Source organism: Novacetimonas sp. GS1, from assembly GCF_036686925.1.
In the GTDB taxonomy this organism is placed as follows: domain Bacteria; phylum Pseudomonadota; class Alphaproteobacteria; order Acetobacterales; family Acetobacteraceae; genus Novacetimonas; species Novacetimonas hansenii.
On sequence record NZ_VSZP01000001.1, the window covers coordinates 753,878 to 778,248 of the forward strand.

General features: G+C 58.8%; 30 protein-coding genes. 10 read left to right on the plus strand and 20 right to left on the minus strand.

What is annotated here, in order from left to right:
- Nucleotides 1-34: 34 nt before the first annotated feature.
- From FYB92_RS03350 to FYB92_RS03365, 4 genes are all read right to left on the minus strand, one after another.
- Entirely contained in the window at nt 35-214 is a 180-nt protein-coding gene (locus FYB92_RS03350) for a CsbD family protein (RefSeq protein ID WP_040512744.1), read from the minus strand.
- A 560-nt stretch (nt 215-774) separates the two neighbouring features.
- The gene (locus tag FYB92_RS03355) at nt 775-1,053 is read right to left on the minus strand and encodes a hypothetical protein (RefSeq protein ID WP_281649277.1); all 279 of its coding nucleotides are present in this window, start codon (nt 1,051-1,053) and stop codon (nt 775-777) included.
- A gap of 21 nt (nt 1,054-1,074) precedes the next feature.
- Nucleotides 1,075-1,308 carry a hypothetical protein gene (locus tag FYB92_RS03360; protein ID WP_003621593.1) on the minus strand — a complete coding sequence of 78 codons (234 nt, stop codon included), beginning with the start codon at nt 1,306-1,308 and terminating at the stop codon, nt 1,075-1,077.
- A 281-nt stretch (nt 1,309-1,589) separates the two neighbouring features.
- Nucleotides 1,590-1,772 (minus strand): hypothetical protein, encoded by a 183-nt coding sequence (locus tag FYB92_RS03365; RefSeq protein WP_332828169.1) that lies wholly within the window; start codon nt 1,770-1,772, stop codon nt 1,590-1,592.
- Between the two features lie 146 nt (nt 1,773-1,918).
- On the opposite strand from FYB92_RS03365, the gene FYB92_RS03370 reads away from it, so the two are divergent.
- Both FYB92_RS03370 and FYB92_RS03375 read left to right on the plus strand, forming a co-directional pair.
- Nucleotides 1,919-2,833, plus strand: a complete 915-nt coding sequence (locus FYB92_RS03370; RefSeq protein WP_332828170.1) for an MFS transporter — start codon at nt 1,919-1,921, stop codon at nt 2,831-2,833.
- Complete coding sequence (locus FYB92_RS03375; protein ID WP_332828171.1) at nt 2,787-3,443, plus strand: hypothetical protein; 657 nt, start codon at nt 2,787-2,789, stop codon at nt 3,441-3,443. The genes FYB92_RS03370 and FYB92_RS03375 overlap by 47 nt, the downstream gene beginning before the upstream one ends.
- 321 nt (nt 3,444-3,764) lie before the next feature.
- On the opposite strand, the gene FYB92_RS03380 is transcribed toward FYB92_RS03375, so the two are convergent.
- A complete protein-coding gene (locus tag FYB92_RS03380; protein WP_225578748.1) occupies nt 3,765-3,965 on the minus strand; it encodes a hypothetical protein in 201 nt (66 codons plus the stop codon).
- 76 nt (nt 3,966-4,041) lie between these two features.
- Nucleotides 4,042-4,431 carry a hypothetical protein gene (locus FYB92_RS03385; protein WP_247067441.1) on the minus strand — a complete coding sequence of 130 codons (390 nt, stop codon included), beginning with the start codon at nt 4,429-4,431 and terminating at the stop codon, nt 4,042-4,044.
- 829 nt (nt 4,432-5,260) lie between these two features.
- Here FYB92_RS03385 and FYB92_RS03390 point away from each other — a divergent pair.
- Nucleotides 5,261-5,443, plus strand: coding sequence for a hypothetical protein (locus tag FYB92_RS03390; RefSeq protein ID WP_003621603.1), 183 nt, complete (start codon nt 5,261-5,263; stop codon nt 5,441-5,443).
- 157 nt (nt 5,444-5,600) lie between these two features.
- Nucleotides 5,601-5,786 carry a hypothetical protein gene (locus tag FYB92_RS03395; protein WP_139312547.1) on the plus strand — a complete coding sequence of 62 codons (186 nt, stop codon included), beginning with the start codon at nt 5,601-5,603 and terminating at the stop codon, nt 5,784-5,786.
- Nucleotides 5,787-6,338: 552 nt separating this feature from the next.
- On the opposite strand, the gene FYB92_RS03400 is transcribed toward FYB92_RS03395, so the two are convergent.
- The 3 genes from FYB92_RS03400 to FYB92_RS03410 form a co-directional block, all read right to left on the minus strand.
- A complete protein-coding gene (locus tag FYB92_RS03400; protein ID WP_175575193.1) occupies nt 6,339-7,232 on the minus strand; it encodes a metallophosphoesterase in 894 nt (297 codons plus the stop codon).
- 672 nt (nt 7,233-7,904) lie between these two features.
- Nucleotides 7,905-8,057 (minus strand): DUF3309 family protein, encoded by a 153-nt coding sequence (locus FYB92_RS03405; RefSeq protein ID WP_003621614.1) that lies wholly within the window; start codon nt 8,055-8,057, stop codon nt 7,905-7,907.
- On the minus strand, nt 8,054-8,365 hold the full coding sequence (locus tag FYB92_RS03410; RefSeq protein WP_332828172.1) for a hypothetical protein: 312 nt from the start codon (nt 8,363-8,365) through the stop codon (nt 8,054-8,056). The genes FYB92_RS03405 and FYB92_RS03410 overlap by 4 nt, the downstream gene beginning before the upstream one ends.
- A gap of 477 nt (nt 8,366-8,842) precedes the next feature.
- Here FYB92_RS03410 and FYB92_RS03415 point away from each other — a divergent pair, with 477 nt between their 5' ends.
- Nucleotides 8,843-9,148 (plus strand): hypothetical protein, encoded by a 306-nt coding sequence (locus FYB92_RS03415; RefSeq protein ID WP_003621616.1) that lies wholly within the window; start codon nt 8,843-8,845, stop codon nt 9,146-9,148.
- Between the two features lie 204 nt (nt 9,149-9,352).
- Here the strand turns inward: FYB92_RS03415 and FYB92_RS03420 are convergent, their stop codons facing one another.
- The 7 genes from FYB92_RS03420 to FYB92_RS03450 all read right to left on the minus strand — a co-directional run bounded on the left by FYB92_RS03420 (nt 9,353) and on the right by FYB92_RS03450 (nt 14,404).
- Nucleotides 9,353-9,784, minus strand: coding sequence for a hypothetical protein (locus FYB92_RS03420; RefSeq protein WP_075625196.1), 432 nt, complete (start codon nt 9,782-9,784; stop codon nt 9,353-9,355).
- 621 nt (nt 9,785-10,405) lie between these two features.
- On the minus strand, nt 10,406-11,005 hold the full coding sequence (locus FYB92_RS03425) for a hypothetical protein (RefSeq protein ID WP_003621622.1): 600 nt from the start codon (nt 11,003-11,005) through the stop codon (nt 10,406-10,408).
- Between the two features lie 98 nt (nt 11,006-11,103).
- Nucleotides 11,104-11,892, minus strand: coding sequence for a hypothetical protein (locus tag FYB92_RS03430; RefSeq protein WP_332828173.1), 789 nt, complete (start codon nt 11,890-11,892; stop codon nt 11,104-11,106).
- Nucleotides 11,819-12,322: a hypothetical protein gene (locus FYB92_RS03435; RefSeq protein ID WP_332828174.1), complete on the minus strand. Its 504-nt coding sequence runs from the start codon at nt 12,320-12,322 to the stop codon at nt 11,819-11,821. Before FYB92_RS03435 ends, FYB92_RS03430 begins: the two co-directional genes overlap by 74 nt.
- Nucleotides 12,283-12,795 carry a hypothetical protein gene (locus tag FYB92_RS03440; RefSeq protein WP_040512760.1) on the minus strand — a complete coding sequence of 171 codons (513 nt, stop codon included), beginning with the start codon at nt 12,793-12,795 and terminating at the stop codon, nt 12,283-12,285. The genes FYB92_RS03435 and FYB92_RS03440 overlap by 40 nt, the downstream gene beginning before the upstream one ends.
- Before the next feature lie 385 nt (nt 12,796-13,180).
- Complete coding sequence (locus tag FYB92_RS03445) at nt 13,181-14,197, minus strand: Gfo/Idh/MocA family protein (RefSeq protein WP_003621630.1); 1,017 nt, start codon at nt 14,195-14,197, stop codon at nt 13,181-13,183.
- A 12-nt stretch (nt 14,198-14,209) separates the two neighbouring features.
- Nucleotides 14,210-14,404, minus strand: coding sequence for a hypothetical protein (locus FYB92_RS03450; RefSeq protein ID WP_139312545.1), 195 nt, complete (start codon nt 14,402-14,404; stop codon nt 14,210-14,212).
- Nucleotides 14,405-14,484: 80 nt separating this feature from the next.
- Here FYB92_RS03450 and FYB92_RS03455 point away from each other — a divergent pair, with 80 nt between their 5' ends.
- Nucleotides 14,485-14,898 carry a hypothetical protein gene (locus tag FYB92_RS03455; RefSeq protein WP_062810026.1) on the plus strand — a complete coding sequence of 138 codons (414 nt, stop codon included), beginning with the start codon at nt 14,485-14,487 and terminating at the stop codon, nt 14,896-14,898.
- A 240-nt stretch (nt 14,899-15,138) separates the two neighbouring features.
- On the opposite strand, the gene FYB92_RS03460 is transcribed toward FYB92_RS03455, so the two are convergent.
- Nucleotides 15,139-16,779: a phosphoethanolamine transferase gene (locus tag FYB92_RS03460; RefSeq protein WP_332828175.1), complete on the minus strand. Its 1,641-nt coding sequence runs from the start codon at nt 16,777-16,779 to the stop codon at nt 15,139-15,141.
- Nucleotides 16,780-17,392: 613 nt separating this feature from the next.
- Here FYB92_RS03460 and FYB92_RS03465 point away from each other — a divergent pair.
- From FYB92_RS03465 to FYB92_RS03475, 3 genes are all read left to right on the plus strand, one after another.
- Nucleotides 17,393-17,947, plus strand: a complete 555-nt coding sequence (locus tag FYB92_RS03465; protein WP_062810025.1) for a GNAT family N-acetyltransferase — start codon at nt 17,393-17,395, stop codon at nt 17,945-17,947.
- A 490-nt stretch (nt 17,948-18,437) separates the two neighbouring features.
- Nucleotides 18,438-19,499 carry a rhodanese-related sulfurtransferase gene (locus tag FYB92_RS03470; RefSeq protein WP_332828176.1) on the plus strand — a complete coding sequence of 354 codons (1,062 nt, stop codon included), beginning with the start codon at nt 18,438-18,440 and terminating at the stop codon, nt 19,497-19,499.
- The gene (locus FYB92_RS03475) at nt 19,492-20,076 is read left to right on the plus strand and encodes a GNAT family protein (RefSeq protein WP_332828177.1); all 585 of its coding nucleotides are present in this window, start codon (nt 19,492-19,494) and stop codon (nt 20,074-20,076) included. The genes FYB92_RS03470 and FYB92_RS03475 overlap by 8 nt, the downstream gene beginning before the upstream one ends.
- A 143-nt stretch (nt 20,077-20,219) precedes the next feature.
- On the opposite strand, the gene FYB92_RS03480 is transcribed toward FYB92_RS03475, so the two are convergent.
- From FYB92_RS03480 to FYB92_RS03490, 3 genes are all read right to left on the minus strand, one after another.
- A complete protein-coding gene (locus tag FYB92_RS03480; RefSeq protein ID WP_003621639.1) occupies nt 20,220-20,414 on the minus strand; it encodes a hypothetical protein in 195 nt (64 codons plus the stop codon).
- 231 nt (nt 20,415-20,645) lie between these two features.
- The gene (locus FYB92_RS03485; RefSeq protein WP_003621640.1) at nt 20,646-20,822 is read right to left on the minus strand and encodes a hypothetical protein; all 177 of its coding nucleotides are present in this window, start codon (nt 20,820-20,822) and stop codon (nt 20,646-20,648) included.
- Nucleotides 20,823-22,291: 1,469 nt separating this feature from the next.
- Nucleotides 22,292-22,858: a phosphate-starvation-inducible PsiE family protein gene (locus FYB92_RS03490; protein ID WP_332828178.1), complete on the minus strand. Its 567-nt coding sequence runs from the start codon at nt 22,856-22,858 to the stop codon at nt 22,292-22,294.
- 225 nt (nt 22,859-23,083) lie between these two features.
- Between FYB92_RS03490 and FYB92_RS03495 the strand changes: the two genes are divergently transcribed.
- Complete coding sequence (locus FYB92_RS03495; protein WP_003621643.1) at nt 23,084-23,866, plus strand: S24 family peptidase; 783 nt, start codon at nt 23,084-23,086, stop codon at nt 23,864-23,866.
- Nucleotides 23,867-24,371 lie beyond the last annotated feature (505 nt).

Below are 24,371 nucleotides of genomic sequence, written 5' to 3' on the forward strand. Positions count from 1 at the left end.
TGGTCCGTTGCCTCCGGTCGCAGGGGCAGGGGGATCAGATCTTGTTGATCGCGCCCTTGACGCTACCTACGGCCTTTTCAGCCTCTCCCTTCAGCTTCTGGGCGGTGCCCTTGGCCTGAAGTTCCTCGTTGCCTGTGGCCTTGCCGACGGTTTCCTTGATCGACCCGACGGTCTTGTCGGCTGTGCCCTTCAGCTTGTCGGTAAATTCACCCATGATGATGCTTCCTGATTCCGTTGATGTGTGTCCGTACCATATGGTGCGAACACGTCTGGTGGCCTGATCATGGCGATCCGCCATACAGATCCCAACGCCGCGATGGGCGTCGGGTTCCATTGGTGCGGAAAGTAACGCACCCTTTACTATGATATCCCATGTATTGATTGAGTGTTAATTTCAGGGAATAAAAACGCCGGGCATGATGATGGCATCCATCGTTGTGCCGGGGATGTGCTGGCGCGCAATACATGCATCGTCACAAATGAAACACCCTGCCGTTATTGCAACATTGCAATGCGCATGCTGGGCTGTGCCCTCGCCCGGACTGCCGGCGCGGCGGGCGCGCATGTCCGAAACGGTCGGGTCAGTGCCATGGTGGGATGCGGGACGCATTTTGAAAAGGTAAATCCGATAAGAGCACGAAATAATAAAAGTTTTTGGTGAAGCTTTTTTCAAAAAGCTTCGAAAGGCAACAGAAAATATTTTCCTACTGTTTATCAAAGACCTGTTTTTAAACAGTCCCTAAAAACAACAAAAGGTTATGGATTCTACTTTTTTCAAAAAGGTGGTGTCTTCTGAAGCTTTTTGGAAAAAGCTTCACCAAAAACTTTTATAATTTCAGGATGTTGTCGAGCCTGACTTTTCAGGCATAGGAATTTTTTGAAAATATGATGTCTTCGAAGGGTTTTTGGAAAAATATTCGCCAAAAACATTGATGATTTCAATGGGGCGCGGGTTCTGGCTTTTGCCAAAGGCATCATAAAGACGCCGCCTTTTCGGAAAAAGGCGACGTCCGGAAGGTTTCCATCAAAGACGTTGTTCGCGAACGCAGGCATCCTGCCGCGTTCCGCCATCCCTTACCAGTAAGGATAGACCGGCGGAGGCGGTGGCGGCGGGGGGGGCCCGTAATACCGGCCCCACACGGGCGGTGGCCTGCGCCACATGGGCGGTGGCGGCGGTGGCCTGCGCCAGCCACGGCGTTCGTAACGCGGACCATAATGATAATAACCCGGCGGCATTGGCTGCGCCATGGCAAGCGCGGGCGCAAGGCCCAGCATCAGCGCCAGCGCACCAAATATCGTTTTCTTCATCCTGCATTCTCCACTAACGGGGCTGCCGGGTGACATATCGCACGGCCATTGCGGCAGGAGTGCGGAAATATCGCGGCACAATACCGCTGCATATCACTGCTGCGCCTTCCGGGTGGGAAAAAACCCCTGGCCCGGTAATTTTTGCTACCCCAGTATTCTTTGCAGGATCAGGAGGACCACCAGCGCCAAGGCGATTGAAATTATGCCTTCGATGATCTGGTCCTTCATCCTGCGTCATGCTCCGTGCTGTACCGACGCGGCGCATGGTGGCGCCATGGTGGTCATATGGCAACCACCTGTCCGCGCTGGCCACCGCCCGGTGCCGGCTGCTTACCACCCGCGCCCGCCTCCGCCATATCCGCCTCCGCCATATCCGCCGCGCCCATACCCGCCGCGCCCGTCATGGTATCCGCCGCCATAATATCCGTCGCGATGATGGTGATGGTCGTGCCAGTCCCGGCCACCGTAACACCCCGCAAGTGAGACAAGGCACAGCAACAGCGCGACCGGGCGCAGGGGCGCGGCGACACGCCTGCGCCCTGGGGGTCGTGCCTGTCCCTGTGCCCCGTCATGGCGGGGCGTGCGGAGGGTGGGGGTGCGCAATATTGTCATGATGATATTTCTCCCATGGTCCGTCATGGACCGCGTAGAAGCAGGGGGCCAACGGCTGGTGGCGGGCAGGGTTGCCGGGCGCGCGCATAATCCCCTATCCATGCCGGACATTGCCCCTGCCTGCCCTGATGTTGGCGCATGGCACCGTGAACCGAGGAACCCTGCTGATATGCCTGTGGAATGTGGCGGATATTTGCCCGTTGGCCTGCGACGGCGGCAGGTGGCGACGCGGATGGTATTCCTGGTGGTGGGGTTTGCGCTGGCGGGATGGGGGCCGCTGGTTCCGTTCGCGCGGGCGCGTGCCGGGCTGTCATCGGGGGCGCTGGGTATTCTGCTGCTGTGTCTGGGGTTGGGGTCGGTTGTGGGAATGCCGATTGCCGCGCGTCTGGTTGCGCGCGCGGGATGCCGACGGGTGCTGGTGGTCGCGTGTGCGCTGTTGTGTCTGGCGTTACCGGGGCTTGGGCTGGCCTCCACCTTTGTCACGCTGGCGGCATGCCTGTTGCTGTTTGGTGCGGCGATGGGGGCGATGGATTGCGTCATCAACGTGCAGGCCGTCGCGGTGGAACATGAAAGCAGGCGGCCCATGATGTCGGGCTTCCATGGCATGTTCAGTGTCGGCACGCTGCTGGGTGCGGCGGGGGCCAGCGGGGGGCTGGGCATGGGGATGTCGCCTGCGGGCATTACCGTGGCGGGTGTCATATGCGTTGGCGGCACGATCGCGCTGGCGGCGGGGGGGCTGCTGGGGCCGGTGTTCGGACCGGCGGTTGCGCCGGATGCCGTGACGGACGCTGTGCCGGGCGCTGCGGCGGAGTCCATGCTGGAATCCTTGCCGGGGATGGTGGCGGAATCATTGCCGGAATCCGACATTGCATGCATCCCGGCATCCCCCCCAGAAACCCACCACGGCGCATGATGGTGCCGCCCGCCCTGATGCTGCCCGCCCTGGTGTCGCACGTCGCCTGATGCTGCCGCGCGGGGTCGTGCTGCTGGCGGGGCTGATGTGCTGTGCCGCGTTTCTGGTCGAGGGCGCCATGCTGGACTGGAGTGCCATTTTCCTGTCCAGCGCGCATCACCTGCCGCCCGCGCGTGCGGGGGGCGGTTATGTGGCCTTTTGCGCCGCCATGGTGCTGGGCCGGCTGTCGGGGGATGCCGTCGTGCGGCGTATGGGCGATGCATGGGTGATCGGTGTGGGGGCTGCCTGCGCGGCGATGGGGCTGGCACTGGTTGTGGTGGCGCCCTCGCTTTGGGTTGCACTGTGCGCGCTGGCGCTGATGGGGGCGGGGTGTGCCAATATTGTCCCGGTCCTGTATGGCGCGATGGGCAGGCAGCGGATCATGCCGGTCGAGGCCGCCATATCGGGCATCACCATCATTGGTTATGCCGGGATACTGATCGGGCCTGCGCTGATCGGTCTTGTGGCGCAGTACAGCGGCCTGCCGATGGCGTTTGCGATGCTGGCGGCCATGCTGGTGGCGGTCGCGGCCTGCGCACGTGCCGTGGCGGGTGCCCCCCGCATGGGATGACGCCGCCACGGCATGCCCTGATGCCTACTGCCTGTTTTAAGCGTAATCGCCGTTTCAAAGAGAGGAAGGGAAATCCCCTAAGAGAGTGTTTGAAAACACATCATTGATAAAAAACAGGAAAAGTTTTTGGGTGCCGCCTTTTGATCGAAAAAGGCGGCGTCTTCTGAAGCTTTTTGGAAAAAGCTTCACCAAAAACCTTTATAATTTCAGGGTGTTATCGAGCCTGACTTTTCAAACAGTCTCCAAACCCTTGTAACGCCGGTCGGGTATCGGGCCCGCACATGCCACGGCCCCGTCCCTGCGACCTTGCTTGGGTGGGGGTCAGTCGCCCGTGGCGCGGTCGATGCTGCGTCCCACCTTTTCCGCCGGACCCTTGGGCGGGTCAAAGGTGTCCTGCACCTTGTTGCCGAATTTATCCAGCTTTTCGCCCGCTGTCTCATGATGGCGCTTGCACCCGGCAAGGCCGGTACAGGCCAGTGTCACCGACAGCATCAGGACGGTCATCGCGCGTGTTCGTGTCATGTATGGGCTCCTGGTGGGGGGAGCAGGGAAAACGCGCCGGGGTGCGCCGGGTTGCGTGTACCGCCGACGAAAGGGGTCATACCGGCCGCCGGTCGCCTGATGACGTGGCGCGCGGCGTGGGCTGCGGCGTGACGGAGGGGGTGGCCCGCGTTACCTTTCCCGACGGGGACGCGGGCATGCCGGGTGGATGGAACATGGCGCGACAGCGTGGCGACAGGCGGTCGATCTTGCGCTGCATGCAGGCGGTGATGCGGGCTTCATCGGGGATGGAGGTCGCACACAGACGCAGCGCGTCGCCCCGGCATGCGCGGGCCTGCTGCTGCCGGGTGGGTTCATGCGCCCATGCGCCGGGCAGTGCCATCATGCCCCCAGCCAGCAGGCCCCCCAGCACCATCCCCCCAAGCAATATCCTGTGTGTACGTCCCCCATGTGGCAGGAATATCCCCGCAAATGAAAATTGTCGCATGACCTGTCCTGTTTTGTCCTGCTATCGCCATGGGTGTATCCGTGCCAACGCCCGGGCAGGGGGATGGGTTTGGCGTGGCAGGAGGGATGAAAAGAGCGAGCCAATATCATATTGAAAGAGTGGTGGTTTTTGGAGGCTGTTTGAAAAGAAAGGCTCGATAACATCCTGAAATTATAAAGGTTTTGGTGAAGATTTTCCTAAAAAGCCTTCAGAAGGCACCGCTTTTTTGCAAAAGGGAGGCGCCCGAAAACTTTTCCTGTTTTTTATCAATGATGTGTTTTCAAACAAGCTCTTGGAATAATGTCTGGACATGCCCCGTGATAATGAATGGGGAAAGATGTCAGGCGTTGCCGTGCATTTTTGGAAATGCCGTATCTTTCAAACATTTTTTAAAAAACTTTTGTTGCTTCAGGGGGTTACTGTCCTGATCCGGTCAACGTGGCCTCTGGCCATCGTGACTGGTCGGTCGGGGGCCTGCGGGATCTCTTGCCGAACATCTTGCCGGGTGCAGCGTTGGCGTGTGACAGGCCCCAACCCGGGGATTATCCCGGTCTTGACTCCGGCCCGTGCCCGGTTTCCGGGATTGGCTCTGGCTCTGGCTCTGGCTCTGGCTCTGGCTCTGGCTCTGGCTCGGTCTCCTCCGGGTTCCGGTGTTGGTCCCTGCGTTGGCCCTGATATCGGCCGTATCTCCTCCCCCGGCAGTCATGGCAGGTCGTGCATGCCCGTCAGGCTGCCCCTGTTTGTGAAACGTGATGTGGGGAAGTGTTTTCATGGCCTCAATCCATTGATTTTAAATAATTCCTTAACCAAGAACAGGAGAGTTAAGCATATGCGACAGGCAACAGCGCGCATCCTGTATATCCTTGTGCTTTCGGCAGGGCTTGCGGCCTGTGCCGGACGGCATGCGGCACCGCCGGGCGGGGCCAGCTATCCCGACGGGACGGGCGGCATGGGCGGTTCCCCGCAACAGGCTGGCGCAGGCCCCGGCAGTGCGGGCGCCCCCGGAATGTAGGTCACGCCCACCCGCCCATGCCTGCAATGGCGTGGTTGACATTCTTATGATCGGGTGGAGGGCGAATTCATGAAAAATCCACATTCCGCACGTCATGATTGCGATATGTTATGTATCGACAGGGACCATGTCACCCCTGCATGACGGAGGTCACGCCATGAAACGCTCAATCCGCCAGATTCCCCGCGAAATCCGTGACGAATGGAAGCAGACATTGCTGCATGCCTGGGATCGTACGGGCCGTCCCGTCCTGCGGGAATGGCCGTGCCAGGCCGCGGCAAGGGGAGTGGCGGAAGATGTCATGCCGCGTGAATGTGGCTGCGCACTGGCGTCGGGCGCGTAAAAACCGCCCATGGAATCGCAGACGAAACCGTGACAGGTTGCAGGGGCGATGCCTGTCCCGGCAATCGGGATGTGAAGGGGGCGGATGCCGCCTTTTAGCAGATGCAAGGCGGCATTTCCCGAAGCTTTCTGACAGAACCCGCACCAGATATCCTGATCGGGTTTGGTGTGGTGCTGGCCCCGCCTCTGCCTCTGCCTCTGCCTTTTACAGGTGCGTTCTGGCAACTGTTTGCGGGGTTTGGGCCAGAACCCCATTAAGAGACTTTTTGAAAAGTCAGGCTCAATAACACCCTGAAATTATAAAGGTTTTTGGTGAAGCTTTTTCTAAAAAGCTTCAGAAGACGCCGCCTTTTTGAAAAAAAAAGGCAGCACCCAGAAACTTTTCTTGTTTTTTATCAATGACTTGTTTTCAAGCAATCTCTAAAACAACAGAAGTTCCGGGCAAGGATATTTTTTCAAAGATCTTTGAAAAATATTGCATGTTATCAAAATATAAGGTCACGCCTGAACACCTGTCCCCTTTGCATGCTCCATCATCCCCTGTGTGGCTGTTTCATCCGTCACGGGACTGGTGGGCGGTGATGATCTGCACCGCACCATGGGTGATTGCGACCGCGGCGACGATTCCGGTTGCACTTGATCCCGCATCAAGGCCCAGCCGGTATCCTTCGGGTCGTAATGTCCCGATGGGTTTGCATGTTCCGTCGCGCGCGGTGGGAATGCGGTGTTCGAACGTATGGCCATGCACCACGAACCACCCGCCGGGCCATGGGGTGGTGGAGGTATGAAATGCCTTGCGTATCCACAGGGGATTGTCGTCGTCATGGGCATGCAGCGCGTTATACCGCCGTGCCCATGCCACGGGGTCCGGCGCGGTGGGGTTGATGCCCGCATGCAGCAACAGTACCGACCCGATGGTGCGGAACGTGGCGATGGACGGGCGGCCATCCGTGCCGGGTTTCCATCGTGCGATGGCATAATCCACCATGGACCGCGCCGCGTCATGCGCGATGCCCGCCGCCATCGCGGCATGGACCAGCGCGCGGCATGTATCGCCGCCATAGGCCCCTTTCCATGGCATCAGCCAGTCGCCGCCATGCCCGGCGAAGATGTCGGGATAATCCGGGTTGAACAGGGGGGCGAACAGCATCTGTTCATGATTGCCCGGCAGCGCGTGAAAGGCGATGTCCGTCCCCGGCAGTTTGCCGTGGCGTGCGAAATCCAGCACATCCATCAGGCAGCCGATGCTGTCTGGCCCCCTGTCGATCACATCCCCAAGGGAGGTGCAGGTCGCGGTGGGGAAATGCCGCGCGCAATGGCGCAGCAGCGCATGCAGGTGCGCGCGTTCGCCATGCACGTCGCCAATGACGAATTCCACGTGTCCGGGCGGCAGTGACACCGGCGCGGGCAGGGGCGCACCAATGCGCAATGTGATGTGTTGTGGCATGGGGGGCAGTTCATGCATGGTCGTGCGTTTTTTTTCCTGCATGCATGATGATCGGGTCATAGCTGACCTGTCGAGGGAATTGCACCATGGCGGTCCACCCCGGCGGATCATTCATGAATAGGGGATTTTTCACAAATGACCCATTCAATATATTGAAATCATCAGGATATTTTCTGGTAACATCCTGTGCAGAAAGCCTCAGGGGTTATTTGAAAAATCAGGATCAATAACAGACTGAAATCATAAAAGTTTTTGGTGAAGCTTTTTCCAGAAAGCTTCAGAAGACGTCGCATTTTCCGATCGAAAGGCGACATCTGGAAACTTTTCTTGGATTTGTTTTCAAACAATCCCTCAGGGGACGTCACGTTCCTGAAAAACGGCCCCGTCCAGCCTTTTGTACCAGTGTGTCATGCCAGTATATCGTGCCAATGTTCCGTGCCAGCCTTTCGTTCCTGTCTGTCATGATGCAGCATGGTCCGCATGGCGCATGTGGGGGGCAGACCCGTATCGTCCCGTCCGGTACAGGCAGGGTGTTATTCGCGGGGCATGCAATCACGTCCCGGCCTGTCCCCAGGCAGGGGCCGGGGCCGAATATGAAAACAGGCGGCGGGAATGGCCCGACTGCCTGTTTTTGCCTCTATTTTCCAGCAGGGGCGCGTAGGGAATGGGGCGTCATATTCGCCCCATGATCATCAGGACCACCAGCGCAAGAACCACAAGCCCCAGCGCGCCCGAGGGATAATAGCCCCATCCCACGCTGTAGGGCCAAGTTGGTAACGCCCCGATCAGCAGGATAATGATGATGACAAGAAGGATATTGTTCATTGTTCGGACCCTTCGGGAATGGGGCATCGCCGTGGTGCCATCAACCACACCGGGCGGGTGCCGCGATGCTGGCCCCACATGGTCGTGTCACGGCGATATCTTGGGGCGATAACCCCATATCCGTCGTGAAGTTCCCTGTTATCGGGTGTCCGGCCATCGCGCACTGACCTGCCGATGGCATGTGATTGATGGCCTTTCGCCAAGAGGTTGTCTGAAAACAAGTGATTGATGAAAAACAGGAAAAGTCTCTGGGTGTCGATTTTTTTCAAAAAGGTGGCGTCTTTTGAAGCTTTTAGGAAAAGCTTCACCAAAAATCTTTATAATTTTAGGGTATTATGGAAGCCTGATTTTTTGAAAAATTATTGTTATTACTGAAATGTTCCCGTTTTCTCTTGATGGGATGTTTTAAAGAAGTCTTTAACAGCCTGTTTGAAAAGCTAAGTCCGATAAAATCGTGAAATCATAAAAGTTTTTGGTGAAGCTTTTTTCAAAAAGCTTCGAAAGACGCTGAATTTTTGAAAAAAGACAGCACCCAGGAACTTTTCCTGTTTTTTATCAACAGCTTGTTTCCAAACAGTCTCTAAAAGGCAAGAGGAAAGGCAGGCGACTGGCTGTTTCCCAATGGCTGTTTTTCGACGGCCGCTTTTCCAGTTGTCGTTGTTCTGACAGGCGGTGTTCTGCTTGGCTGCTGTTCTATCGGGTCTATCGGGCGCACTTTTGGCCGGGACGGGAACTTTGCCCTGTTCCGCAGGTTTGGGACAGCAAGATGGTCAAGGACAACGCCCATGTGCCCTGCATCATGCCCACAGGCCCAGCCTTCGCGCCCCGGACCGGGCCTTGGCATCCCGCCAGAGGCCCCGCCCGATCCCCACCCGGAGGATCATGATCCCACTGCCCCGCTTCCGGGGGAGGAAGACGACGTGCCCGCGCCGCTGAAACTGCCGGAATATGACGTGGCGGAAGATGACGGCTTGGGCACGTGGGATAACGAAGGGGGCGACGACCCGGATGGGGATGATGAAACCCTGCCCCCCGATCCCCCAGAGGAAGAGCCCGAGGACGATCCCACCGGGCGGCATGGTCGGATATAGGAGATTGTTTGAAAGCAACGCATTGATAAAAAGGAAAAGTTTTGGGGTGCCGCCTCTCGATCGAAAAAGGCGGTGTCTTGTGAAGCTTTCTGGGAAAAGCTTCACCAAAAACATTTATAATTTCAGGATGTTATTGAGACTCGCTTTTCAAACAGTCTCTAACCCCCGCTGAATTTCCCCGTCCCGCCATGTTAAGGGGGCGCGTTACAGCATCGCCAGTATGATCGGGACCAGCGTTCCTGCGGCCAGAAGCGTGTAATGCAGTTTCTTCTGCCGCGTCTGTGTCAGCCCGATCCAGACGCCAAGCACGGTGGACACCACAAGGCTTGCGGAAACAAGGGCAAAGAACCACCGCAGCAACAGGGTCGGCACGGGTGTGGACGCAGGCCGCGGCGGGCGTTGTGGCGCGTTGTCCCCGGCGGGGCGTGGTGGGCCGGGGCGTGGCGGCTTGGTGCGGAAAGCCTGTTTTTTATGAAGCTCGCCCAGCTTTTCGATAATCGGGACGGGCACGTATCCGTTATGGGATTCGTGAAACCCGAAAATCTGGAAAATACCTGTCAGCGCGAAAAACAGCAGGCTTGGGGCCGCGACCAGCGCGGACCACCCATGCACCCGTCGCGCCGTAATGCGCGCCATCAGGACCACACCGCCACAAAGCAGATTACCAGAAGATTGTGCATGTTCACAAAGGCCAGCCTACCTGTCCCCCCATCCCCGATGGATGGGGCCTGCATCCTTCATAACCGCGAAACCATCATGACGGGATGATGAAAATGTCACGAAATGTATGGTCGATGCCCCTGACAGCAGAAAGGGAGTGCAGGATTGTTCAAAAAGTCAGGGCCAGTACCCTCCTGAAATCATAAAGGTTTTTGGTAAAGCTTTTTCCAGACCCCGTCACAGGACATCACCTTTTTGAAAAAAGGCGGCACCCAGAAACTTTTCTTTTTTATCAAGGATCTGTGTTCAGACAGATCAGGGACGTCGCGATGCCATTATGTCGGCAGGGGGCGGGGGCATATGGGGACATGCATGCGTGCAACCCTGCCCCGGCAGGGTAGGGCAGGGGCCACCACCGGGGATGTGACGCCTGACGCATTTCCACGGAAAACCGGTTCGGTGAAAATGCTCCGGGTTATTGTTTTTACGCGCATCTTCACCGGTTTGAACGCACGCATTCAAACCGGATATGCTCTAACTCATTATTTCTCAGTCATATTCGCCAGTTCGAATGTGTCCATTCAAACCGGATCTGCTCTAGTGGCGGAAATCGCCCGCGCCCGGCAGGTTCGCCGCTGGCGTGACCGAGGTTCCGATACCGCCGGGATCGCTCATCATGCCGCTTGGGCCGATGCCGGTGGCATTGTCGCGGCTGGAAATCCCGGTGTCATATGCCGTGCTGCCATAAGACCCGCTGCCGCCCGTACCGCCGATATAGCTGTTGGCGCCGGTATTGCCGGATGCACCATGCGACGTCCCGGTCGTGGTGCCGCCGGGCACCCCCATGTCGTTCAGGCCCCCCGCGCCCGCACATCCCTTGGCCGCCTGAACGCGGTGCAGGGCTTCCATCTTGCCCTTTTCACGCGCCAGCAGGCCCTTGACGTCGCTGCCGGTCATTTCCGAAAGCGGCAGCCCCACCATCAGGACACCCCATGTGTCTGTCTTGCGCGCGCGGTGCTGCTTGTCCGTCAGGGTCTGCAACACGTCGCCTTCCTTCAACTCCGCCTCGCCAAGCTGCTGGCAACTGAGGCTGGAATAGGCACTGTCGGGAATATAGGCCGGCCGGATGCTATCGGGGCTGGCGGCACATCCTGCCAACAGCACCATACCGCCAAACAGCGGCACGAGCTTGTTCATGATCTTCTCCGTTCATGATGACCCGGCTTTGTCGCATGTCTGGAAATGTATGGCTATGTAACAACGTGTGACTTTATGTTACAAAAAGACCGCCTGGCTCACTCGTCGCCAAAGTAATTCTCGCAAATACCTTTGGTACAGGGGGAATTCAGCAGGACACCTTCCTTGCTGACCAGCCCATCGTGATAGGTATAGGTGCGTTGCACGCCGTTGGTGTGCATGGAGGGCATGCGCAGTTGCAGCGTATCGCCCACCACCTTTGTGTGGACGATGTCCGAACAGGTGCCAAAGAAATTGGTGTGCTGTTCTTTTTTACGGCTGACCTGCAAGACGGCGAACGTGGCGGGACACAGGGAACCGCCGATGCTCTGGACCACCACGATATCGCTGTCGCCCATCGCGATCGGCGGTGACAGCATCAGGCCGCTATTGCCCGTCAGGACGGGATGCACCGCATGGCCGCGCCATGTGATCCTGTCCTTGCTGATGGCGACGGGGCCAAAGCGGGTCTGCTGGGCCTGCGTCTGCTGCGCCTGCGCCATGGTGGATATCCCCGCAACCAGGGCAAGGGTCGCAAACGGCCCCAAAAATATGCGCGACAGCCGCAACGTATGCCCAAGATGCCTCATCGTCAGCCCATGTCCCGTCAAGTGCGGCAGGCACGCCCGCCTGAACGTATGCCCACCATGGATGATGGACATTAAGGACCAACGCCCGCCCCCACGCAAGGCGGGGTGGCGCGCAAGGGCGCGGCGGCCATAACATGCGGCCATAACATGTCGCGCCCGCCTGCGCGCCTTTTGCGCCGTGACGTCAGGCGGCCATGCGGGTGATGGCCTGACAGTAATAAAGGAACGCCAGCCGAAGGGCGCGCGCATCCTGCCCATCGGTAATCCTGCGCAAGGTGGCGGCGGTTGCGTCGTCCCAGCCCTTCAGGCGGTCGATTTCGGTGATGTCGGACACGGTGATGTCGGCGGGGGTCAGGTCCTGTCCCGGCTGTGCGGCGGACAGGCGGTATTCAACCAGCGCCTGCGACAGGGCCTGCGGCAGGATGCGGGCATCGGCGGGCACTTCGTCATCGGACAGGATATTGTCCAGCGCCGCAGCAAAGCGGGTACGGATTTCGGTGGCGTTCATGTGCGGATGCCCTTTCGTGGCGATGGGATGGTCAATCGGGTGGCGGCGTTCATGCCGCGTCGGGACATGGCGATACCACGTCCGGTGCGCGGGGGCTAAGCCATGGTGGCGCATGCCCGATGCGCATTGCGCCGCGCACCTTACAGCAGGTCGTGCATCTCGCTGCGGATATCGTTGCATTTGCGCGTCAGCATCCCGGCCTGTGACGCGGTCATGAAATTGATGATGAATGCCCCAAGCAGGGAGCCAAAGGACAGCCCGATCAGGATCTTGCCCAAAAGGGAAATCGGGTCATTGTAATGCTGTGCCGAATACCACAGCAGCCCAAGGCTGACGACAGATCCCGTCACCCCCATCACGCCGGTGGATTTAAGGAGCGAGTCCTCCTCGCTGCTGAAGGTGGCGGCTTCTTTCCACAGCAGGTACATCTTCTGGTCCATGGCGCTGATGCTGCGCTTGTGGGTGTCCTGCGCGTCGCTGTCACTGCTGTCGTGGCGTGTGCTTTTTTTGTGGCGTTCGAGTTCCTGCTGTGCCTTTTCAAAGACGCGGCGGCGTTCCTTGATCGCCGGAAGGCTGATGTCCACAAAGCTCAGGATCGCCATGTTCATCCCGGCCGAAAGCTGGACGAGCGCCTGATACTCGCCCCATGTCACCCATGTCACCTGAATTGCCGTCCGTTTCGCCTGTTGGGGATCACACGGGGTGATTATAGAACACAATCCCCCCCTATGGCATCCCCCGTGATGCAGGGCCTCCATCGCGCGATGTTATGGCTGGCGGCGGCGATGCGACGATGGGCGCGTATAGCCAGGTGGGGTCGCGCCGGGGGCATGCCAGGGGACGTGTTAGAGACTGTTGGCAAAATCCGGCGCGATAACGTCCTGAAATCATAAAAGTTTTTGGTGAAGCTTTTTCCAGAAAGCTTCAGAAGACGCCGCCTTTTTCGATCAAAAGGCGGCACCCAGAAACTTGTCCTGTTTTTTATCAATGAGTTGTTTTAAAATACTCTCCCGCAGGACACACCGGGCAACGCGCGTCTCAGGGGGCTGGGTCGGGTGTGATCGGCACCGCCATTTCGGCGGGTCGGCGCTGTCCGGTGGACAGGATGTCTTCCACCAGGGCGACGGGGCGGTATTCGATGTCGCATGCGCCGGCATGGACCAGGGATTCGAACCGGCTATAGACACATTCATATTCATGCGTCCCGTGCAGGGTGATGCCCACCCCGTCCAGCGACAGGCCGCCGCCCCCCTGTGACAGCAACAGCCTGCGCCCGTTGTTCAGGGTCCATGCGATGTCCCATACCTCAAGTCCGCGATGGGTCCAGTCGAATATGCCCTCCACCCCGCTCGACAGGGAGGGGGTGCTCCACTGTACCTGCGCCATGCACGGGGTTGCGGCCCCGGCGGGGATATCCAGAATGGCGTCGCGCACGAACAGGGGATCGTCCATCACCGCGCAGGCGATCGACAGCGCGTTGATGCCCGCGTCGAACACGCCATGGCCACCGGGTTTCCAGAACCAGTTCGCACCGGGGTGCCATTTCTGCACGTTTTCGCGCCAGGTGATGCGCATGGCGCGCATGCCGTTGGCCGACAGGATCTGTCGTGCCGGGGCGATGGCCGGGGCGCAGGCCGCATGCCATGACGTCATCAGCGTGCGCCGCGCGTTGCGCGCCAGGCGGTGCAGGTCCATCGCCTGTGACAGGATGGGCGTGGGGGGTTTTTCCAGCATCACATGCCATCCCGCCGCCAGTGCCTGCGCCGCCAGTGCGTAATGCGTCGCAGGCGGGGTGCAGATCGCCACCGCGTCCACCTCTGTCCCCGACTGGATCAGGGTGGTCAGGGACGAAAACATCTTGGCATCACCTGTCGCCGCGTCCCACCATGTCACGGGCGTGGGGTTGACCCCGGCGACCAGTTCAAATCCCGCATGCGCGCGGATGACGGGCACATGTTGCGTATTGGCGATCGTGCCCGTCCCGATGATGGCGATGCGGATGGGCCGCGACGTGTCATGCGATGGGGCGGGTGACGATGGCGTTGGTGCGGTCATGCGGTCGGTCCCTCAGTACGTACATGCGGCATAAAGGCCGATGGTCCGGGGCGCGGCCATGACCTGTCGGGGTGATGGGGCATCATCATTGCGGCATTGTCCACCGGTGTCCAGTCGCAACCCCCGCGTGTGGCGGGATTGTCGTTGCCCCGCGCCATCACGCCCGCGTGACGCAGGGCCGGTGATGGTGGATTTTGGGCTTTCCAATTACCTGCAACTCCATCACAGTGCGCGCCACGACGGACCTGCGCGGTGGCAGGCCGGATGTGCGTAAAAGGATTGCGGACATGAAGAAAACAGGTGGCGTTATCGCGGTGCTGTCGGTTGTGGCGGCCACGCTTGTTACGGGGGTGTCGCCCGCCCATGCGGTGTCAGAGGCCATGTTGGATTCCCTGTATGTCGATCCTTCGGTTCACCTGCCCGCCGCCAGCCCGGCCTTTCCCGAATATGACATTGATGCTGACTGTACCAATGAATTCGGCGATGAAGTGAAATATGCCTGCGTTTCCGCTGAAAAGGAAAAGGCCGCGGTCCTGCGTGGTGTGTGGGATGAATACAAGGACGCCGACCGCGTCACATGCCAGCAGCAGGTCACGGCACAGCGGCATATCCAGTTGTATAAAAACCTTGCCTTCTGCGTGGACCAGCGCCGTTACGACGCCTATGTCCGCCATCATCCCGGCGCCGCACAGCAGCACTGATACCGCACGGTCAGGCATCAGGCGCAGCCATCGCCCGATGCCTGCGTTCCCACAGGTAACATGCTGAAATCATAAAGTTTTTTTGGCGAAGCTTTTTCTAAAAAGCTTCAGAAGACACCGCCTTTTTCGATCAAAATGCGGCCCCCGGAAACTTTCCTTTTTCATCAGGGGTGTGTTTCCAGACAATCTCTGGCGCGCGCCCGGTGATGCGCTCCCCCCATTCCCGCCGGGGGGCATGATTCAGTCGGGCATGATATGGCATTCGGCGGTGTTATGACTGTGGTCATAATCCACGTTGATGTTGTCCCCGTCGCCATGCACCACGCGGTGTGGACGGGCCAGCCGGGGGGAAAACACGGATTTCGTGGCGTCCGCATCGGTCAGGTGCAGCCCGGCGGCATCGGTGATGCTGTCGGGCAGGTTCCATGTCATCAGTGGCGTGTCGAGATGCGTGCGCGCGGTCTGGTACTGTGCCGGGTGATGGGCAATCCATGAGGGCGAAAGCCAGATCAGGAATGGCACGGCGTAATCCTGCTTCAGGTCGCCATGCTGTGTATGGCCTGCGGTGCATTCATCCACCCGCACCCCATGGTCGGCCACATGGAACAGCATGTTATCCCCCGGTGTGGCGCGCAGCATGTCGGTGATCTGCGCCATGATATGGTCGGTATAGGCGATGCTGTCGTCATAATCGGACCCGAACCGGGCATAGGCGCGGGGGAAACGGTCGGCCACGAATTCATGGCTGCCGAATATATGCACCACGATAAAGGTGTTGCCATGCGCATCGTGCAGGGCGTGCGCAAATTCGGGCAGCAAGGCTTCGTCAAGTTTCGGCCGACTCATCATCCCGCCATGCACGGTGGTATAGATAACGTGACGCGCCTGTTCGGAATAGGCGCCGATCACGCTGTCATACGGGCCAAGGCGGGGATGGTTGCTGATCCACCATGTCCCATATCCGGCGGCGTTGAACAGGGAAATCAGGTCATGTTGCGTGATGCGTGGCGACATGACCCGGTCATATTGCGACAGGATGACCGGCACCGACCCGACCGTGTAATCAAACGGCGTCACCATGTCGCCAAAGCGCAGAAGCCCGTCTTCGCGTTCCATTTCCGGGGTGTCGGGCACGTCATACCCATACATGTGCAGGTGATCGCGCCGCGCGCTTTCACCGATCACCAGCACGACGATATGTGGCGGGTCGCGATCCGGCGGGGCGACAAAGCGCACCGGCTGGTGGTTCATCCGCCGCGCCATGTCGGTCACGCGCCGTGTTTCATACCGCCCGGCAAGGTACCCCGCGACAAGGTTCCATGGATAGGAATGATCGTAGAAATCCTCCAGCCCGTAAAACGGGTTGTAATTCACGGCACGGTGGAAATTTTCGTGGTTCAGCTGCATGACCCGCGCGCCCATCGGCACCAGCATCAGCAGCGTGAACCACCGCACCCATCCCCGCCGCCCCCATCCCGACGGCAGCACCGGCCCGCGCGGGCGTGCGACATATCCCGCCGTCACGCCAATACATACCGCCCCCCACATCACCAGCCACGGCCAGAATGCATGCAGGTATCCCATGATGACCGGCAGCGAGCAGTAGAACAGCACAAGCCAGAGCTGCACCCCCGGCAGGTGGCCCGTCAGATGCACGTAATACAGCGCCATGGGCATCAGCAGCAGCGCGGGCAGCAACGCCACGACCACCAGCCGCCGTTGCCCCAGTGCGGCCATCAGCAACATGGCCGTCGCCACGCTGCGTACGATTCCATGCGAAGACAGGACCGATGGGGCCAACACCATGGAGACAAGAAGCCAGAACCCGAAATCCGGGCGGCGTGTGCGGGAGAAAGGGCGGCGTAGAAAGGCGATTGTCATGGACCCCGTAGACTGTTTCGCGCAAGACAGCATGCGCCCCGGCCCGCATGCAATGGGGGCGGGGTGGATGAAACCATCTGTAATATGGGGTGTGGCGTGTTTCCGGTGGGGGCAGGGTGACACAAGGGCGCTGCCCTTGACCCGCCAAAGGGCTGGCCCTTTGGAAACCATGATGTAAATGGATCGGGGTGTAGGGGCGTGATTCCTGTCGTGTCCGGCTGTGGTCTGTGTGGTGTGTTTCCGGTGGGGAAAGGGTGACACAAGGGCTCTGCCCTTGACCCGCCAAAGGGCTGGCCCTTTGGAAACCATGACGTAAATGGATCGGGGTGTAGGGGGCGTGATTCCTGTCGTGTCCGGCTGTGGTCTGTGTGGCGTGTTTCCGGTGGGGAAAGGGTGACACAAGGGCTCTGCCCTTGACCCACCAAAGGGCTGGCCCTTTGGAAACCATGATGTAAATGGATCGGGGTGTGGGGGCGTGATTTCTGTCGTGTCCGGCTGTGATCTGTGTGGTGTGTTTCCGGTGGGGACAGGGGCCAGGTGCATCGTCGGTCTTTGCAATCCATGATATGTATCTGGCACTGCCCCTGTGGGCGATACAGACCGTGGAAAGAAAATGGCCGATCCCCTGACCCTGACCCAGCCCGTGATCGAGACGCCGCGTCTGCTGCTGCGCCCGCATCGCCTGTCGGATTTTCATGAATGGCGCGCGATGTTCCTTGATGAAGGCACGCGCCGCTTCCTCAGTTCCCCTTTGCCAAGCGAGGAGGAGTCCTGGAATCGCCTCCTGCGTTATATCGGGCACTGGTCGGCGTTGGGATATGGCCTGTTTGGCGTGTTCGACCGGGCGGATGGCCGGTTCCTGGGCGATGTGGGGCTGGCGGATTTCCATCGCGGGTTGGGGGCGGAGTTCGATCGCTGCCCGGAGGTGGCGTGGATCATGACCGCCGCCGCCCATGGTCACGGATATGCGACAGAGGCCGCGCGCGCCGCCCATGACTGGTTCGCGCGCACCCATGGCCCACAACGCACGGTGGCCATCATCGACCCGGACAACCATCCCTCCCTGCGACTGGCGGCGCGGATGGGGTACCACCCGACAGGGGAATGCACATATCGCAATGCGGCATGCGTGATGTTGGCACGTCCGGCGACGGCGGCCATGGCATAAGCGCACCGCCCCGCGCGGTAGGCGTGCTGCACAGGTTGTCTGAAAACCATGTGCCAATACAGAATTGAAACAATGAATTTTGACGGGTATTTTTCCAGAGATATTTGTCAAAATGGTCATGATTTCATAATATTAAAGTAATGACTGACATTTCCTGTTCCTTGCAGAGTGTTTGAAAAAACATTGATAAAAAACAGGAGAAGTTTCTGGGTGCCGCCTTTTTTCAAAAAGGCGGCGTCTTCTGAAGCTTTTTGGAAAAATATTCACCAAAAACCTTTATAACTTCAGGATATTATTGATCCTGACTTTTTAAACAGTCTGTTGACCAGGGGGCATGTTGCCGATGGCCTTCCACCATGGGGCAGGCATACCAAGGCGCGGGGCACGCATAATCGGCAAATGTCGCACGCATCCCCCGATGCCGCTTGGAGATCGCGCGGCGGCCTGATATGGCGGTGGGGTTGTCCCCCCGTTTTCAGGGTTTCGCCCCATGACCAGCACCGCGCCCGCCCCTTCCACCACCCCCGACACGGCTGCCGGCACTGCCCTGCCGGTGCGGATTGCGGCGCTGTACTGCTTTACCCCGTTTGCCGATCACCTTGCCCTGCGCGCGCCGCTGGAACGGGTATGCGCCAAACAGGGCGTGCGTGGGACGCTGCTGATCGCGGCAGAGGGGATCAACGGCACCATTGCGGGCAGCGATGCGGGGATCGGCCATGTGCTGGCGCATATCCGTGCATTGCCGGGATGCGCGGGTCTGGATGTCAAGGAAACCCGCGCCGCCAGTGTGCCGTTCCACCGCATGAAGGTCCGTCCCAAGCGCGAGATCGTGACGATGGGCGTGCCCAACATTGATGCGCGCCACGATGCCGGTCATTATGTGGAGGCCGCACAGTGGAACGACCTGATTTCGGACCCTGATACCATCGTGATCGATACGCGCAATGATTACGAGGTCGCGATCGGTACATTCGCGGGTGCGATCAATCCCGCCACCCGGTCGTTTCGTGAATTTCCCGCATGGTTCCGGGCGCGACGGGCGGAGATGATGGCGCGTGGCCGTGCGCCCAGAATCGCGATGTTCTGCACCGGGGGCATCCGGTGTGAAAAGGCGACGGCCTTTGTCCGTGCCGAAGGGATCGACGATGTGTTCCACCTGCGTGGCGGCATCCTGAAATACCTTGAAACCGTGCCAGAGGCCCACAGCATGTGGGAGGGCGAATGCTTCGTCTTTGACCAGCGCGTCAGCGTTACGCACGATTTGCGCCCCGGCACCCATGTGCCGTGCCATGCCTGCCGCATGCCCGTCAGCCTGGCGGATCAGGCCTCCGCCCTGTATGTGCCGGGGGTCAGTTGCCCCGCCTGCCATGACGCGCGCGACGACATCCAGCGCGCCCGCTATGCCGAACGTGAACGACAGGCCCGCATGGCGCATGCGCGGGGCGAAAACCACCTTGGCGCAATGCCCGCGCGTCGTGGTGCGACAGGGGCGACAGGGATGACAGGGACGACAGGTGCGGCGGGTGGGGATAGGGATGATGGGCATGGATGATCCCGCCCCTGCGGCCTTTCCCGACCGGTCGGATGGGGGCGCGCATGATACGGGCGTGATGGTGGCGCCCGTCACGCGCATGGATGAAGATGACCTTGTGGCGGCCAATATCGCCAGCCGCGATTTCCATGCGCCATGGGTCGCGCCCTTTACCGACCATGACGGTTTTGCAAAATGGTTTCATCAGGTGGTGACAGGGGCCAATGTCGCACTGGTGGCGCGGCGCGATGACATGGCGGGCGTGGACGGCGTGATTGGCGTGCTGACACTAAGCCAGATCGTCCATGGCACGTTCTGCAGCGCCTATCTGGGATATTACGCGATGAAGGCCCAGGCGCGGCGCGGCCTGATGACGCAGGCGCTGCGCATGACCGTGCGCCACGCGTTCGATGCGATGGGCCTGCACCGGCTGGAGGCCAACATACAGCCCGCCAACCTGCCATCCCGCGCGCTGGTGCGGCGTGTCGGGTTCCGGTGCGAGGGATTTTCGCCGCGTTACCTGTTCATCGACGGCGCATGGCGTGACCACGAACGCTGGGCCATCCTGTCGGACGACCCGGCCGGCCGCGCGGCATAGGGACAGGCCACAGGCACCTGTCGCCGGATTTTTTCAGAAATATGCTGTGATGCGAAGCTGTTTCAGAACCCCGCCAGACGCGCCCCATGGAGTGGCGCGGCAGGGGAGGGTGGCAGGAGAGGTAGGCCGGTGCGTGGCCGGTACTATTTATCCCGTCCCCCGGTGATGTTGATGATGCCCAGACCCAGCAGGCCAAGCCCGGCCAGCCCCTCTGCCACCATCCATGCCATGGGGCCGATCCCGTCGGGCGTCATGCCGCGTACCAGCACGCCGACGCTGCCGATCATCAGCAGCAGCGAAAGGATGGTGCCCCATTTTACAATCTTGCCGCGATCCATCGTGTTTCTGCCTTACGCCTCCGTCGGTTTGTCCCGAAAGCGGGCAACCGGCCATCATCCTATCATCATGCCGCCACCTGCGTCCAAGGCGCCCCGCACACAACACATGGCCCGTGCCCGCGTTACGCATGCAATGTCATGAAAACGCGGCAGGCATGAAAAAAAGGGCGTGAGCCCGCGCGCCACGCCCCGGTTTCGCCCGGCAAAGGTCAGGATCACCCAGAGACAGGATCACCCAGAGACAACCTGTTCGGGGGTAAACCATTTGTCATCGCCCGTCTGGTCGGAACGCACGCGCATCTGCCCGTTATCAATGATTTCCACCACGGTGCCGCGCGTCCCGCTCCATTCAGGGTCCGATATCGCGTCCTTGCGTATCATGACGACGTCACCGTCCTTAAAAGCCATTATGTGCCCTCCCGTCCGTAATCGGGTGATCCCTGTGCCCCAAGCAAAGCCGCCCCCTGTCCCCACGTCAAGAAGGCGTGAGGGGCACGGCCCATGTGGCGTCCAACACGCGCCGACCATCCATAAGGGCATGATGTGCAAATGATTGCGGCCTGTTGCCGCCTGTGGTGCATGGTCCCCGCGCACAGGCAGAATGGGTGCATGGAATATCCGTCCGCTGCCCCAACCCGGTACGCAGCACGATCCCTGCACGGTGATGTGATGGGAGTATAAGAGGCTGTTTAAAAAGGTAAGTCCGATAAGATCGCGGAATCATAAAAGTTTTTGGTGAAGCTTTTTTCAAAAAGCTTCGAAAGACATCGCCTTTTCCGATCGACAGGCAATACTAAAAATATTTCCCCATTGTTTATTGGTGGGTCATTTCAGACGTTATTCTGGGTTTTTGGAATGTTTTTGACTTTCAAAGCTTTTTGGAAAAAGCTTTACCAAAAACTTTTATTATTTCAGGGGGCTTGGTGCAAAATTTCAAATAGCTTGGAGGATCGGGGGATCGACTTCCATTTGTAATTTGCAGAGAATTTATAATTTAACTGGTATGAAAATGGAAAGACTATCCCGATGTCTTTTGCAAAAGTTCTCAGTCTGACGAAATATTAAAGGGAATTGGTAAATATTTTATAAAAACCCATGTGTGGATTATGTATTTTTCAATAGAGATGTTTTTTTTTGGGAAGTGATGTGTTGCCGAATCATGATAAAATACCATCCTCTTGAAAAGAAAATCAGCATACCTCCTGAAATGATAAAAATTTTTGGGTGCCGCCTTTTTCCAAAAAGGCGGCGTCTTCTGAAGATTTTCAGGAAAATACCCACTAAAACCCTTCGGAATGTCAGGATGTTATCGCCCCTGCTTTTTCAGGCAGCCCCTAATTTCCTGTCGGGTTGGGCATATTCCTGAAATGATCTGCCGGAAAACAGGCATATTATGAATTGATGCATCAAAGGGTGTGGTCTTCCTGTGTGAAAATGACATGCAGGCGCGATTTTCGCCCCCAATCCAGCAGCCCGCCAAGACCATGAAACAGGTCCGCCGGAGGATTGTTGCAGACAGGCGGCAGGGTTTTTGCACACAGCGCGTCCCCAAAGATGGCTCTCGATTGCGCAAGGGGGCGGGGGCCTGTTCCTTTGCTGGCCCCGGTAAGAGACTGTTTGAAAAGTCAGGCTCGATAACACCTTGAAATTATAAAGGTTTTTGGTGAAGCTTTTTCTAAAAAGCTTCGAAAAACGCTAACTTTTTCGATCAAAAGACAGCATCCAAAAACTTTTCCTGTTTTTTATCAATGACCTGTTTTCAAACAATCGCTAAAGCACCCCCAGTCAACGCCCCAATAGGCGGCCCGGCTTCATGCCCCATCACGTATTCCCATGGTTTGGGGCGGGAGGTCATGGCGGCCGGACCGGGGGCCTGTTCATTCAGGTGTGGCAACGTTCCGCGATACGGTCTGCGCCACGTGCTGGTCCGTGTTCTGGTCCGTGTGCCGGGGCATGTCATGGGGCATGTCTGGTGGCACGCCATGGGCCATGTCATCGGGTGTGGACGGCATTTGCGGACGCACCAGCCAGTAGACGATACCCAGCGCCAGGATCGAGGCCGACAGCGCAAGCATTTCCATGACATTCACTTCCTTGAGGTCAAGGACAATGAACTTGCGCACCGTCGCCAGCATCCCGATCAGCAGGACGGAACGCATGCGGATCATGCTGTGGGGCTGTGCATCGGGCAGGACAAGGATCGAATGCTTGAACTCCAGCGCGATCAGGACGGTGAAGAACATGCCGAAGATGCTCTGGATGACTTCGGGGCTGGTGGGGGTCAGCCCGATCCCCAGCAGCATCTGTCCCACCGCGATGACGACATGGACCAGCGATACCCCCGCGATCACGACAATCAGCAACGTCAGCACCAGCATGACGCCTTCTTCGAACAGGTCGAACAGGTGGGAAATCCGGAACAGGCCGGGCAGGCGTGTTATCATCGGGCGCATACGCTCCTTGGCGATGTGTGGGGATGGACGCAAATTGCAGCGGCGGATGCACGCGCCGCGGCTGTATCATGTCATACCATGCCCGCACGATGGGGGAAAATTCCTGGCCGCCGGGGCGTGATGAACCTTGCGCCTGATGGCGGCGGGTGAAATTATGCATGGGCAGGCCTGCAAGGGACTGGACTTTCCCCGCCCTGATCGGACATGACATTTCCCATGGCAGCATCATCGTCCCCCCCCCCGTGCCCGGAATATCAACCCGTTTCCGCACGGCTGAAGGCATTGCGCGAACGTGCGGGCTACAGCGTCCGGGCCTTGGCGCAGGATCTGGGGATGGGAAACAAATTTTCTTCCTATTCCTTTTATGAACACAAGCTGAAGAAGGACTATCTGCCGGTTGACCTCGTGCGTCGGCTCGTCCCGCTGCTGAGCGAACGGGGGGACCCGCCCATTGCCGCGAACGAGGTCTGGGCCCTGTCGGGTGTCATTCCCGGTGGATCGGACCTGAATGAAGGGATCGAACGCGCCGCGCGCGCGCAGGCCCCGCGCCGCAATGCGGACGGCACCGTCACCATCAATGAATATGATATCGCCCCCCATGCCGGCAGCGGTGCGATCGTGGGTGAAACCGACAGTGGCGCGGGCGAAGGCCATGCCAGCGTTGCGGCGTGGCACATGCCGCGCGCGTTTGTCGAAAATTATGTTTCCGACCCGTCGGCGCTTGTGATCCTGCGGGTATCGGGCAATTCGATGGAACCCGACTTCATGGCGGGGGAACGTGTGATGGTCGATACCGCGCATCGCGTGCCGTCGCCCGATGGGGTGTATGTGCTGTGGAACGGGCTTGGCGTCGTGCTCAAGCAACTGATGCTGGTGCCTCATTCCAACCCGCCGCGCATTCGCATCATCAGCATCAATCCCACCTATCCCATGGATGAGGTCGATATCGCGGACCTGGTCATCAATGGCCGCGTGGTTGGCAAATGGATGTGGAAGTAAGGGGTGGTTTGAAATGTCTCAGCCCGTAAGCCGTGGCAATCCTGAAAGTTGATGGCGAAGTCTGTTCCAGCAATCCCCCGGAAATGGTTTTCCATTCCTGCGCCATCTGTTGGTTGTGAACCGTTTCTGACGGTCTGCCGGATCGGGCATGAACACCCCCCGTGGCGCGGCACGGAGATCCCGGCAGTGGCCTGTCATATTTATCGTGCGCCCATGTGTGCGGATGAAATGGAGTTGGCTGGCTGTTTGAAAACACATCATTGATAAAAAACAGGAAAAGTTTTTGGGTGCCGCCTTTTTTCAAACATGTGACGTCTTCTGAAGCTTTTTGGAAAAAGCTTCACCAAAAACTTTTATGATTTCAGGATATTATTGCGCCTGACTTTTAAAAAACAGGGTAACGCCGGAAATGTTCCCGTTTTCTCTTGATCGGGTGTTTTAAAACAGTCCTTTACCGAGATCCTTCCGATACAGGCCGTCCGGGACAGGTGCAAAACACGGCACG